13 protein-coding genes are annotated in these 12,692 nt (G+C 67.5%); 11 read left to right on the top strand and 2 right to left on the bottom strand.

From position 1 onward, the window contains the following. Positions 1–2 precede the first annotated feature (2 nt). The gene (locus tag SB751_RS05100; RefSeq protein ID WP_092301038.1) at positions 3–851 is read left to right on the top strand and encodes a SirB1 family protein; all 849 of its coding nucleotides are present in this window, start codon (positions 3–5) and stop codon (positions 849–851) included. Between the two features lie 9 nt (positions 852–860). On the opposite strand, the gene SB751_RS05095 is transcribed toward SB751_RS05100, so the two are convergent. Further along, positions 861–1,526, bottom strand: coding sequence for a DedA family protein (locus tag SB751_RS05095; RefSeq protein WP_144202431.1), 666 nt, complete (start codon positions 1,524–1,526; stop codon positions 861–863). A 110-nt stretch (positions 1,527–1,636) separates the two neighbouring features. On the opposite strand from SB751_RS05095, the gene mutL reads away from it, so the two are divergent. From mutL to SB751_RS05080, 3 genes are read left to right on the top strand one after another with little or no spacing between them, the layout of a single operon-like run. Further along, entirely contained in the window at positions 1,637–3,592 is a 1,956-nt protein-coding gene (gene mutL, locus SB751_RS05090; protein WP_144202433.1) for a DNA mismatch repair endonuclease MutL, read from the top strand. Between the two features lie 10 nt (positions 3,593–3,602). Then, positions 3,603–4,562 (top strand): tRNA (adenosine(37)-N6)-dimethylallyltransferase MiaA, encoded by a 960-nt coding sequence (miaA, locus tag SB751_RS05085; protein WP_144202435.1) that lies wholly within the window; start codon positions 3,603–3,605, stop codon positions 4,560–4,562. Positions 4,563–4,606: 44 nt separating this feature from the next. After that, entirely contained in the window at positions 4,607–5,104 is a 498-nt protein-coding gene (locus tag SB751_RS05080) for a GNAT family N-acetyltransferase (RefSeq protein WP_144202437.1), read from the top strand. 94 nt (positions 5,105–5,198) lie between these two features. Here the strand turns inward: SB751_RS05080 and purM are convergent, their stop codons facing one another. Next, on the bottom strand, positions 5,199–6,251 hold the full coding sequence (gene purM / locus SB751_RS05075; protein WP_092298963.1) for a phosphoribosylformylglycinamidine cyclo-ligase: 1,053 nt from the start codon (positions 6,249–6,251) through the stop codon (positions 5,199–5,201). A gap of 184 nt (positions 6,252–6,435) precedes the next feature. Here purM and SB751_RS05070 point away from each other — a divergent pair, with 184 nt between their 5' ends. From SB751_RS05070 to panB, 7 genes are all read left to right on the top strand, one after another. Then, complete coding sequence (locus SB751_RS05070; RefSeq protein ID WP_144202439.1) at positions 6,436–7,506, top strand: AI-2E family transporter; 1,071 nt, start codon at positions 6,436–6,438, stop codon at positions 7,504–7,506. Between the two features lie 51 nt (positions 7,507–7,557). Continuing rightward, complete coding sequence (gene hda, locus SB751_RS05065; protein ID WP_092298957.1) at positions 7,558–8,265, top strand: DnaA regulatory inactivator Hda; 708 nt, start codon at positions 7,558–7,560, stop codon at positions 8,263–8,265. 104 nt (positions 8,266–8,369) lie between these two features. Then, complete coding sequence (locus tag SB751_RS05060) at positions 8,370–9,044, top strand: HAD family hydrolase (RefSeq protein WP_144202441.1); 675 nt, start codon at positions 8,370–8,372, stop codon at positions 9,042–9,044. Between the two features lies 1 nt (position 9,045). Next, positions 9,046–10,620 (top strand): polynucleotide adenylyltransferase PcnB, encoded by a 1,575-nt coding sequence (gene pcnB / locus SB751_RS05055; RefSeq protein ID WP_410747836.1) that lies wholly within the window; start codon positions 9,046–9,048, stop codon positions 10,618–10,620. Position 10,621: 1 nt separating this feature from the next. Then, positions 10,622–11,140, top strand: coding sequence for a 2-amino-4-hydroxy-6-hydroxymethyldihydropteridine diphosphokinase (gene folK, locus SB751_RS05050; RefSeq protein ID WP_144202445.1), 519 nt, complete (start codon positions 10,622–10,624; stop codon positions 11,138–11,140). 32 nt (positions 11,141–11,172) lie between these two features. After that, on the top strand, positions 11,173–11,814 hold the full coding sequence (locus tag SB751_RS05045; RefSeq protein ID WP_144202447.1) for a deoxynucleoside kinase: 642 nt from the start codon (positions 11,173–11,175) through the stop codon (positions 11,812–11,814). A 52-nt stretch (positions 11,815–11,866) separates the two neighbouring features. Beyond that, the gene (panB, locus tag SB751_RS05040) at positions 11,867–12,688 is read left to right on the top strand and encodes a 3-methyl-2-oxobutanoate hydroxymethyltransferase (RefSeq protein WP_250024784.1); all 822 of its coding nucleotides are present in this window, start codon (positions 11,867–11,869) and stop codon (positions 12,686–12,688) included. Positions 12,689–12,692: the final 4 nt, after the last annotated feature.

The following is a 12,692-nucleotide window of genomic DNA, read 5'->3' as shown; positions in this document are numbered from 1 at the left end:
CAATGACATCCACGAAAGTCCTGGATTACTTCGCCAGCCTCGTGGCCGACGAAAACGGCATCCCGCTGACGGAAACCGCGCTCTCCATCGCCCAGGACGCGTACCCGGACCTCGACCTCCAAGCCGAACTGGCCTCGCTCGACGTACTGGCGCTGCGGCTCAAGCGGCGGATCGCCGAGGGCACGCCCGCCATCCAGCGCCTGCGCCTGCTCAATCATTTCTTCTACCGCGATCTCGGTTTCGGCGCCAACGCCAACGACTACTACGATCCGGACAATTCCTACCTGAACGTGGTGCTGCGCCAGCGGCGCGGCATTCCGATCACGCTGGCCGTGCTCTATATGGAGCTGGGGCAGCAGATCGGGCTGCCGCTCAAGGGCGTGTCGTTCCCGAATCATTTCCTCGTGCGCATGACCATCCCCGCCGGCGAGGTGGTGCTGGACCCGCTCACCGGGGAGACGCTGTCGAAGGAGCAACTGCAGGAGATGCTGGACCCCTACCTCGAACGGGAGGGGATTTCGGACCCGAACCAGGTGCCGCTGGGGCTGTTCCTGCAGGTGGCGAGCCACCGCGAGATCGTCGCCCGCCTGCTGCGCAACCTGAAGGCGATCTACCTGCAGGAGTCGCGCTGGCAACGGCTGCTGGCGGTGCAGAACCGCCTGGTGATCCTGTTGCCGAATTCGATCGAGGAAGTGCGCGACCGGGGGCTGGCCTATGCCAACCTGGAGTGCTTCCGGCCGGCGCTGGAGGACCTGGAAGCCTACGTCCAGGCCCGCCCCGATGCGGCCGACACCACTCAGATCCGCGACCGCATGCCGGCGCTGCGGATGATGAGCCGCAGCCTCAGTTAAATTCCGGGATCAGTCCTTGAGATCCGCGCGGGCGCGCGGCTTGCCGCGCACCAGCTTCCACAGCCCGCCCAGCACCAGCGGCACCACCGCCGCGCCAATGCCCGCCAGCACGATCAGGTTCAGGTACTGCTTGATAAAGGGCAGATTGCCGAAGAAGTAGCCGGCGAACACCAGCCCGCAGACCCAGGCCACCGCGCCAAGCACGTTGAACATCTGGAAGCGCGCGAACGTCATCTGCGACACCCCCGCCACGAACGGCGCGAAGGTCCGTACGATCGGGATGAAGCGCGCCATCACCAGGGTCTTGCCGCCGTGCCGCTCATAGAAGTCATGCGTCTTGCGCAGCGCCTTCTGGTCCAGGAAGCGCCATTGGTGGTCGAACACCTTCGGCCCGATCCAGCTCCCCACGAAGTAGTTGACCGTATTGCCCGTGATCGCGGCCACCAGCAGCAGCCCGCAGAGCACCCACTCGTTCATCGCGCCGGTGGCGCACATCGCGCCGGCAATGAACAGCAGCGAGTCGCCGGGCAGGAACGGCAGCACCACCAGGCCGGTCTCGGCAAAGACGATGGCGAACAGGATGCCGTACACCCAGACGCCATAGTCCTGAACGAACTGGCCGAGGAATTTGTCGATGTGCAGGACCATGTCCAGCAGTTGCAATACGGTGTCCAAACTGATCCCCTAGAAGAAGGTCCCCATGATACAAGAGCCGCCGGGCGAGTCCGTCACCCGGCGGGCCGAAGTGTGCCGAAAAGGTGTCCGGCCGCACGTATAATCGCCGCATGCCTGCCGACGCCCTCCGCACCACCCAGCCCAGCCGCCCCATCCGCGCCCTGCCGGACCAGTTGATCAGCCAGATCGCCGCCGGCGAAGTGGTGGAACGGCCCGCCTCGGTGGTCAAGGAACTGCTCGAAAATGCACTCGATGCCGGCGCCACGCAGCTGGCCATCCGGCTCGAGGAGGGCGGCGTGCGGCGCATGGTCATCACGGACAACGGCTGCGGCATTCCGGCCAACGAACTGCCCGTGGCCCTCACGCGCCACGCCACCAGCAAGATCGCCTCGCTCGACGAACTGGAATCCGTGCTCACGCTCGGCTTCCGGGGCGAGGCGCTCGCGTCCATCGCGTCGGTCTCGCACCTCGTGCTGACCAGCCGCACCGCCGATGCCGCCCATGCCACCCAGGTCAGCGCCGACACCGGCCACCTCCAGCCCGCCTCGGGCGGGGTCGGCACGATGGTCGATGTGCAGCACCTGTACTTCAACACGCCAGCGCGCCGAAAGTTCCTCAAAACGGAACAAACCGAGCTGGGACACTGCCTGGAGATGATCCGGCGGGCGGCGCTGGCGCGGCCCGATGTCACGATTTCGGTCCATCACAACGGCAAGCCGCTCGAGCACTGGAACGGCGGCGACGTGGCCACGCGCACCGCGCAGGTGCTGGGCACCGACTTCGCACGCGCCCGGCTGGCGCTGGACGAGGAAGCCGGCACGCTGCACCTGTATGGCTTCGCGGGGCTGCCCACGGCGTCCCGGGGGCGGCCGGACCAGCAGTATTTCTTCGTCAACGGCCGGTTTGTGCGCGACAAGCTGCTCAACCACGCCGTGCGCAGCGCCTATCAGGACGTCCTGCATGGCGACCGTTTCCCGTCGTACGTGCTGTGCCTGGACCTGCCGCCGGAAATGGTCGATGTGAACGTGCATCCGTCGAAGATCGAGGTGCGCTTCCGCGAATCCCGCGCGGTGCACCAGTTCGTCTACCACGCCGTGCAGCGCTGCCTGGCGCGGCAGGCCGGCGAACAGGGCGACAGCCTGCATACCGACGCGGTGGACAGCGCCGCGATGCCGACCGCCCGCCCGATGGGCAGCGGCGGCGTGCCCGGCGCCGCACCGCAGTGGGTCAATTACTCCGCAGGCCGCCAGACCGAACTCGGCATTGCCCAGCCGCGCCAGGCCTACCTCGGCATGGTGCGCGAGGCCACCGGCGATGGCGCCGGCCGCGCCTGGCAGCCATCCACGCAGCCGCCCGCCTGGCTGGCCGATGCCCAGGCTGCCCGCGCCGACGAACCGCCCAGCCTGCTAGACCGCCTGCCGATGGGCGCTACATCGCCCTTCGTCCAGCACGACGCGGACGGCGCCGAAGCCGACGAGGCCAATCATCCGCTCGGCTACGCGGTGGCCCAGCTCCACGGCATCTACGTGCTGGCGCAGAATGCGCGCGGGCTGGTGCTGGTGGACATGCATGCCGCGCACGAGCGCATCCTGTACGAGCAGATCAAGACCGCGCTCGAAGCGCGCGAACTGGCCGTGCAGCCGCTGCTGATCCCGGTCACGCTGCCGGCCAACCCGGTCGAGATTGGCGCAGCCGAGGAACATCAGGAGACGCTGACCCTGCTCGGCTTCGACATCGCCCCGGTCTCCCCGACCACGCTGGCCGTGCGGGCCATTCCCGCGCTGCTCAAGCAGGCCGATGCCGAGGCGCTCGCGCGCGATGTACTGCGCGACCTGCAGTCCTACGGCGGCTCGCGCGTGCTGGCCGAGCGCCAGAACGAGCTGCTCGCCACGCTGGCCTGCCACAGCGCCGTGCGCGCCAATCGCAAGCTCACGCTGGAAGAGATGAACGCGCTGCTGCGCCAGATGGAGCAGACCGAGCGCGCCGACCAATGCAACCACGGCCGCCCCACCTGGGTGCAGCTCACCGTGGCCGAGCTGGACCGGCTGTTCCTGCGTGGCCAGTAACGGTTCGTCGATGTCTGCCTTGCCTTCTGGCCATCCGCCCGTCGTCTGCCTGCTCGGCCCCACCGCTTCCGGCAAGACCGCCGCCGCGCTGGCACTGGCTGCGCGCACGCCGGTGGAGATCATCAGCCTCGATTCCGCGCTGGTCTATCGCGAGATGGACATCGGCACCGCCAAGCCCACGCGCGACGAACTGGCCAGCGTGCCGCACCACCTGATCGACATCATCGATCCGGCCGATAGCTACTCCGCTGCGCAGTTCGTCACCGATGCCGAGCGGCTGATCGGCGAAATCCGCGCGCGCGGCCGGGCGCCGCTGATCGTGGGCGGGACCATGCTCTATTACAAGGCGCTGACGCAGGGACTCAATGACCTGCCGCAGGCCGACGCCACGCTCCGGGCCGAACTCGACGCGCTGGCGGCCGAACGCGGCTGGCCGGCGCTGCACGCGATGCTGGCCGAGGTGGACCCGGTCACCGCCGCCCGGCTGGCGCCCAACGATGCGCAGCGCATCCAGCGCGCGCTGGAGATTTTCCGATTGAGCGGGCAGCCGATGTCCGCGCTGCTGGCCCGGCAGGCCGACGCCCGCACCTTCACCGGCGCGGCCGATGCGCGCTACCGTGTGATCGCGCTGGAACCGTCGGATCGCGCGGTGCTGCACGCACGGATCTCGGAAAGATTCGATGCGATGCTGGCCGGCGGCCTGATCGACGAGGTGCAGCGGCTACGCGCGCGCGGCGACCTGCATCTCGGCCTGCCGTCGATGCGCTGTGTGGGCTACCGGCAGGTGTGGGAGTACCTCGACGGCGCCTGCGACGCCGCCGCCATGCGCGAGCGCGGCATCGCCGCCACGCGCCAGCTCTGCAAGCGCCAGCTCACCTGGCTGCGCAGCACGCCAGAGCGTGTGAGCGTGGACTGCCTCGCCCCGGACTACGTGGCCCAGGTGGCCCGGCTGGCGGGGATGTTGGGGTAGGATTGCCGCTTTCCTTCGCACCATTGCTGCCCACTACCGCTCCCATGACTGCCTTCGCCATCCGCCCTGCCGCGCCCGCGGACAGCGCCACACTGTTCCGCCTGATCGCCGCGCTGGCCGAGTACGAAAAGCTGACCCATCTGGTCGAAGCCACGCCGGAAAAAATCCAGAACGCGCTGTTCGGCGACCGCCCGCACGCCGAGGCAGTGCTGGTGGAGGTGGAGACGGCGGCTGGCCGGCAGGCGGTCGGCTTCGCGCTGTTCTTTCACAATTTCTCCACCTTCCTGGCCAAGCCGGGCCTGTACCTCGAAGACCTGTTCGTGGAGCCGGCATGGCGCGGCCACGGGCTGGGCAAGGCGCTGCTGCGCCATCTGGCCGGCATTGCCCTGGCGCGCGGCTGCGGCCGCTTCGAATGGTCGGTGCTGGACTGGAACCAGCCATCGATCGATTTCTATCAGGCGATGGGGGCCGACGTGATGCCGGACTGGCGCATCTGCCGCGTGACCGGGGATGCGCTAACCAAGCTCGGCGGCCAGCCCTGAGGCGCTGCGCCCCTGCATCGAGCAAGGCCCAAAAACAAAAACGCCCGATGTTGCCATCGGGCGTTTTGCCATCCTGCGAAGGATCGGACCGCGCTCAGACCACCACGGTCTGGGCCTGGCCTTCCTCGCGTTCGCGGATTTCGCCGATCTGCCACACGGCTTCGCCAGCCGCCTGGAGGTGACGGATGGCGCGTTCGGCGTCTTCCTTCGCCACGATCACGACCATGCCGATGCCGCAGTTGAACACGCGGTGCATTTCCGCATCGGCCACGCGGCCCTGCTCCTGGAGCCACTGGAACAGCGGCGGCAGGGTCCAGGCATCCTTCTGGATCACGGCGGTGACGTTGTCGGCCAGCACGCGCGGCACGTTCTCGGTCAGGCCGCCACCGGTGATGTGGGCCATGCCCTTGACCGGCAGCGTCTCGATCAGCGAGAGCAGCGGCTTCACGTAGATGCGCGTCGGCGCCATGATGGCGTCCTGCAGGCGCTGGCCGTGGAAGTCGGCGTTCAGGTCCGGCTTCGCCACGTCGATGATCTTGCGCACCAGCGAGTAACCGTTCGAATGCGCGCCCGACGAGGCCAGGCCCAGCACCACGTCGCCCGGGATGATCGTGCTGCCGTCGATGATCTTGCGCTTTTCCACGGCGCCCACCGCGAAGCCGGCCAGGTCGTACTCGCCGTCCGGGTACATGCTCGGCATCTCGGCGGTCTCGCCGCCGATCAGCGCGCAGCCGGCCAGTTCGCAGCCGTGGGCGATACCCTGGATCACAGTGGCAGCCGTGTCCACGTCCAGCTTGCCGCAGGCGAAGTAGTCGAGGAAGAACAGCGGCTCGGCGCCCTGCACCAGGATGTCGTTGACGCTCATCGCCACCAGATCCTGGCCCACGGTGTCGTGGCGGTTCAGCTGGAATGCCAGCTTGAGCTTGGTGCCCACGCCGTCCGTGCCGGATACCAGCACCGGCTCCTGGAACTTCTTCGAGAGTTCGAACAGCGCGCCGAATCCGCCGATACCGGCCATCACGCCTTCACGCATGGTGCGCTTGGCGAACGGCTTGATGCGGTCTACCAGCGCGTCGCCGGCGTCGATGTCAACACCGGCATCGCGGTAGGAAAGGCCTGCCTGGCCGGCGTTCTGGGATGCGCTCATGAGATCCTGCTTGTCTTTGACGAGGTAAAGTGTGGATTACGGCGCCCGGCGCCACGGAGGGCGGGCGCGAGTCCGTTAGAATCGCGATTTTAACGGATACAGGCTCCCGGCTACCAGTTTCGCGGCGACACCCGGTCACCAGACCGGCCAAAGTTGCCCGCCCGGCGGTTTCCGGACCCTTTCGATGAACGCTCCCCTGCTCTCGCCAGACTCCAAACGTATCCTGATCTGGGTGGTCGTGGCCGCCGGCCTGTTCGCCGCCATCGTGGCGCTGGCGCCGGTGCTCACGCCCTTCCTGTTCGCGTTCATTTTTGCGTACATTCTCACGCCGGGCGTGGACTGGCTCCAGCGCCGCCGCGTGCCGCGCTTTATCGGCGTGACGCTGATGATCGGCCTGCTGACGATCATCGTGGTGCTGCTGGTGCTGTTGCTGATTGCCGTGCTCCAGCGCGAGATCCCGCAGATCCGCGAGCAGGTGCCGATGCTGTTGCAAAAGCTCAACAATGTGGTGGCACCCCGCCTGGCAGAACTGGGGGTGCGCGTGCGCTTTGACTTCCCCGGCCTGCGCAATATGCTGCAGGACCGCTTCGCGGCCAGCCCGGAAGACCTGTTCCAGGTGCTGCTGAATTATGCGAAGGTGTCCGGCTCGGCCCTGATCAGCGTGGCTGGCATGCTGTTCATCATCCCCATCGTCATGTATTACCTGATGATGGACTGGCATATGGTCATGCGGCGGATCGAGCGGCTGGTGCCGCGCCGCTGGGTGCCGAAGGTGCGCGAGCTGTCGAATGAGACTGATGCGCTACTTTCCCAGTACCTGCGCGGGCAGATTATCGTTATGGTGATCCTTGCTGCACTTTATTCGATCGGGCTGACCATCGCCGGATTCGAGGTGGGCGTGCCGGTGGGCGTGTTCACCGGGCTGGCGGTGTTCATCCCGTACATTGGTTTCGGGCTGGGGCTGGCGCTGGCGATCGTGGCGGCGCTGCTGCAATTCGGCAACTGGTACGGGCTGGGCGCCGTGGCCGTGGTATACGGCATCGGGCAGTTCGTGGAAAGCTTTTACCTGACGCCGCGGCTGGTGGGCGAGCGCATCGGGCTGCACCCGCTGGTGGTGATCTTCGCGCTGCTGGCATTTGGCCAGTTGTTTGGCTTCTTCGGCGTGCTGCTGGCCCTGCCGACCTGTGCGGTGCTGCTGGTCGGCGCGCGGCAGATCCGGCGCGTTTATATGGCTAGCGAGCTGTACCGCAACTGATCGAAGCCCACAGAAACTGATGGAACCGAGGTAGGAAGTTACGAAAACGTCATGTCTTCGCGTCATAAGCAGCTTTCGCTCGAGCTCGGCAGCCCCCCGCCGTCCACGTTCGAGAACTTTTTCGTGGCTTCGAACCGCGAGCCGGTGCAGCGCCTGCGCGAGCTGCCGGCCGCTATCGCCCAGGAACACGCCAACGACCGGCTGATCTACCTGTGGGGCGAGGTCGGCTCGGGGCGCACCCACCTGCTGCACGCGGTGTGCGACGCGGCGCTCCATACCGGCCTGAACTGCCGCTACCTGAGCCCGCACCACGCGCTGGCCGACTTCAATTTCGACCCGTCCTGCCGGCTCTACACCGTCGATGACGTGGAATTGCTCGACGAAGCGCGACAGATCGCCGTGTTTTCGCTGTATAACGAGGTGCGCGCCCACGTGCGCACCGCGCTGGTGGTGGCGGGCGGCCTGGCGCCGCGTGCCATGCCGGTACGTGAAGACCTGCGCACCCGGCTTGGCTGGGGGCTGGTCTACCAGGTGGCGTCGCTGTCCGATGACGACAAGATGGCCGCCCTGCTGCAGGCCGCGCGCGAGCGTGGGTTGCAGTTGTCGCCGGAAATCCCCCACTGGCTGGTGACGCGGCATTACCGCGACATGCCCAGCCTGATGGCCCTGCTGGACGCGCTGGACACCTATTCGCTCGAGCGCAAGCGCGCGGTCACCCTGCCGCTGCTGCGCGAGATGTTTGCGGAATTCCGCGAATAAACCGCGAATCCGCGCCGAAGCTGGCACGAAATCCGCTCCAAATTGGTCCTGGCGCGCCACGGCGCGCCGACCGCCATGCGTACCTTAATGTAAAATCGCCGCCCATGAATCTGGCACTGTTTGACCTCGACCACACCCTGATCCCCACCGACAGCGACCACGAATGGGGCCGCTTCCTGGTCCGCATGGGCGTTGTCGACGAGGAATCCTATCGTCGCAAGAACGACGAGTTCTATGGGCAATACAAGGCGGGCACCCTGGATATCCAGGCGTTCCTGCGCTTCGCGCTGGCCCCGCTGGCCGCCAATCCGCGCGACCGGCTGGACGCCTGGCGCCAGCGCTTCATGCGCGAGGTGATCGACCCCGTCATCACCCCGCAGGCCAAGGCGCTGGTCTACAAGCACCTGGAGGCGGGCGACCTGTGCGCGGTGGTGACGGCTACCAACAGCTTCGTGACCGCGCCGATCGCCCAGGCCTTCGGCATCAAGCATCTGATCGCGACCGAGCCGGCCACGTCCGACGGCAAGCCGGACAGCGCGTTCACCGGCGAGGTCTTCGGCGTGCCGAGTTTCCGCGAGGGCAAGATCGCCCGCGTGGAGCAGTGGCTCAAGGGCCTCGGCACCCAGTGGGAAGACTTCGGCACCACGACGTTCTACAGCGATTCCGCCAACGACCTGCCCCTGCTGGAAAAGGTCAGCGAGCCGATCGCCGCCAATCCCGACGACCGCCTGCGCCACCATGCGGCCGCGGCCGGCTGGCGCATCATGGACCTGTTCTGACGTGATCAAGAAGCTCATCAACCGGCTGCTCGGCAAGCCTGGCCCCAAGCTGCGCCGCACCGGGCGCGCCCATACGCAGCGCATCGTCAATGTGGACGAACACCAGATCGATCCCACGCTGATTTCGCGCAACGCCGTCAAGGTCACCACCACCCTCCAGCAGGCCGGTTTCCAGGCCTTCATCGTGGGCGGCGCCGTGCGTGACGTGCTGCTCGGCATCAAGCCGAAGGACTTCGATGTGGCCACCAACGCCACGCCCGACGAGGTGCAGGCGCTGTTCCGCCGCTCGCGCATCATCGGCCGGCGCTTCCAGATCGTGCACGTGACGTTCTACGGCGGCCGCGAGCAGGAGATCATCGAGGTCTCGACCTTCCGCGCGCTGGTGGACGCGATTGCCAGCGAGACGCTGCCCGAAGGCCGCCGCCTGAAGCGCGCCGAGCTGGACAGCAAGACGCACGCGATCGACGCCAGCGGCCGCGTACTGCGCGACAACGTCTGGGGCTCCCAGGCCGAGGACGCCGAGCGCCGCGACTTCACGATCAACGCGATGTACTACGACCCGGCCGCCCAGACCGTGCATGACTACCATCACGGCATGGAAGACATCCGCGCGCGCACGCTGCGGATGATCGGCGACCCGGTCACGCGCTACCGCGAAGACCCGGTGCGCATGCTGCGCGTGGTGCGCTTCGCGGCCAAGACCGGTTTTTCGATCGACGAGGCCACGCGCGAGCCGATCGCCGAACTGGCCCCGCTGATCCACAACGTGCCGAGCGCGCGCCTGTTCGACGAAATGCTGAAGCTGCTGATGTCCGGGCACGCCTGGGCCTCGCTGCAGGAGCTGCGCGAGGCCGGCCTGCACAAGGGCCTGCTGCCGCTGCTGGACGTGGCGCTGGAGCAGCCGATGGGCCAGCGCTTCGTGCAGCTGGCGCTCGACAACACCGACCGCCGCGTGCAGGCCGGCAAGCCGGTGTCGCCCGGCTTTCTGTTCGCCGCGCTGCTGTGGCACCACGTGCTGCAACGCTGGAACAAGCTGCGCGACGAGGGCGAGCACGCGATTGCTGCGCTCAACACGGCCATGGACATGGTGCTGGAGAAGCAGACCGGCCAACTGGCCATCCAGCGCCGCTTTGTCACCGACATGCGCGACATCTGGGGCATGCAGCCGCGCTTCGAGAAGCGCGTGGGCCGCATGCCGTTCCGCCTGCTGGAATCGCCGCGCTTCCGCGCCGGCTATGACTTCCTGCAACTGCGCTGCGAATCGGGCGAACAGCCGGCCGAAATCGGCCAGTGGTGGACCGACTTCCAGAACGCGCCGCCCGATGCCCGCGAGGACATGATCGAGGCCGCCCGCCCGAAGCGTGGCAAGGGTAGCGCGGGCGCCGCCGGTGGCGGCAGCCAGGGTCCCGACGACAGCGAGGGCTTCGCGGGGGTCGATGGCGAGGGCCCGGTGCGCAAGAAGCGTCGTCGGCGCGGTCCGCGGAAATCGGATAAAGTTTCTTCGCGGGGCGACACGGACGCGGCGGAGGGGGGTCAGGCCGCATCAGAGTCCGGCCGCGCCCAGCCGGAGGAATAACATGACACTTGCCTTTATCGGCATCGGCGCCAATCTCGGCGATGCCCGCCAGGCATTGAAGGACGCGATCGTGTGCCTGGCCCAGCAGGTCGGCATCACGGTATTGGCCAAGTCCTCGTTCTACCGCACCGCACCCGTCGACGCCAGCGGCGACGACTACTTCAACGCCGTGGTGAAGGTGGAGACGTCCTTCACCGCGCCGCAGCTGTTGCGCATCTGCCACCACATCGAGGACCAGTTCGGCCGCGAGCGCCCGTTTCACAACGCGCCGCGCACGCTGGACCTCGACCTGCTGCTGTTCGGCGCCGACCGGATCGACTCCGAGGCGCTGACCGTGCCGCATCCGCGTATCACCGAGCGCGCCTTCGTGCTGGTGCCGCTGGTGGAGCTGGATGGCGAGGTCGTCATCCCGGGCCGGGGCCGCGCGGCGGACTTCCTGCCCGGCGTACGCGACCAGCGCATCGAGAAGTTTTCCTCATGCAAATGCCCCCGCCTGCAGGAAGGCGGCACGCAGGCGTGATCCACGCCTGATCCATCGGCACCCCACGAGCCATGCTCGACCATCTGCGCCGCATCGTCGTCGAAGGGCCCGTCGGCTCCGGCAAGACCTCGCTGGCGCAGCGCCTGGCCCGCACGCTCCAGGCCGGCGAACTGCCTGACGGCGCCCGCCAGAACCCCTTCCTCGAACGCTTCTACCGCGAGCCGCAGCGCTATGCCCTGCCGATGCAGCTGCACTGCCTGGACCAGCGCGCCACCCAGAGCCAGCAATGGCAGGCCGCGCTGCTCGCCGGCCAGCGCATGATCGGCAATTTCCTCTATGCACGTGACCGCCTCTATGCGGCCCTGACGCTCGAAGCCGACGAACTCGCGCTCTACGACGCGCTGGCCGCCCGGCTCCAGGTGCCGGCCCAGCGCGTGGACCTGGTCATCGTGCTCCAGGCCACGCCGTCGCTGCTGCGCGAGCGGATTGCGCGGCGCGGGCTGCCGGGCGAGTCCGGCATCGACGAAACCTACCTCCAGCGGCTGACCGACGCCTATGGCGAGCTGTTCCACCGCTACGACGAGGCGCCGGTCCTGATCGTGGACACCGCGCGCTTCAATCCGGTGGACAACGACGGCGATTTCCGTACACTACTGTCGCGCATCGAGAACATGCGGGGCCGCAAGGCCTTCCTGAATCTCGCGGCCCCCTGACCGCCCTGCCCGCCTCAGGCCCAGGCAGCCACACACCCCCACGGGCACTGCCATGAGTTACCTCCTCGACCCCTCCCGCAAGACCGTCACCATTCCCAAGCTCCAGGCCATGCGCGCCGCAGATGACAAGATCGTCATGCTGACCGCCTACGACTCGAGCTTCGCCGCGCTGCTCGATTTCTGCGGCGTGGAAGTGATCCTCGTCGGCGATTCGCTCGGCAACGTGATGCAGGGCCAGCAGACCACGCTGCCCGTCACGCTGCCGCACATGGTCTATCACACGGAATGCGTGGCGCGCGGCAACCAGACCGCGCTGCTGGTCTCGGACCTGCCGTTCGGCACCTACGGCACGCCCACGCAGGCCTTCGAGAGCGCCGCCGCGCTGATGCGCGCAGGCGCGCAGATGGTGAAGCTGGAAGGCGGCGACTGGCTCGCCCCCACCGTGAAATTCCTGGTCGAGCGCAGCATTCCGGTGTGCGCCCACATCGGCCTGACCCCGCAGTCGGTGCACGCGCTGGGCGGCTTCAAGGTGCAGGGCAAGACCGATGCCGGCGCCGCGCAGCTCAAGCGTGACGCGCTGGCGCTGCAGGCCGCCGGTGCGCAGCTGATCGTCATGGAAGCCGTGCCGGCCGCGCTGGCTGGCGAGGTCACGGCACAGCTGACGATTCCGACCATCGGCATCGGCGCCGGCGTGGACTGTTCCGGCCAGGTGCTGGTGCTGCAGGACATGCTCAATATCTATCCGGGCCGCAAGGCCAAGTTCGTGCGCAACTTCATGGACGGCCAGACCTCGATCGAGGCCGCCGTGCGCGCTTTCGTCGCCGCCGTGAAGGATGGCAGCTTCCCGGCCGTCGAGCACACGTTCTCCGCCTGAGCGC

This window comes from Cupriavidus sp. SIMBA_020 (assembly GCF_046535395.1).
In the GTDB taxonomy this organism is placed as follows: Bacteria; Pseudomonadota; Gammaproteobacteria; order Burkholderiales; family Burkholderiaceae; genus Cupriavidus; species Cupriavidus campinensis.
The sequence above is the reverse complement of the archived record's forward strand: the minus strand, read 5'-3'. Positions and strand labels throughout refer to the sequence as shown.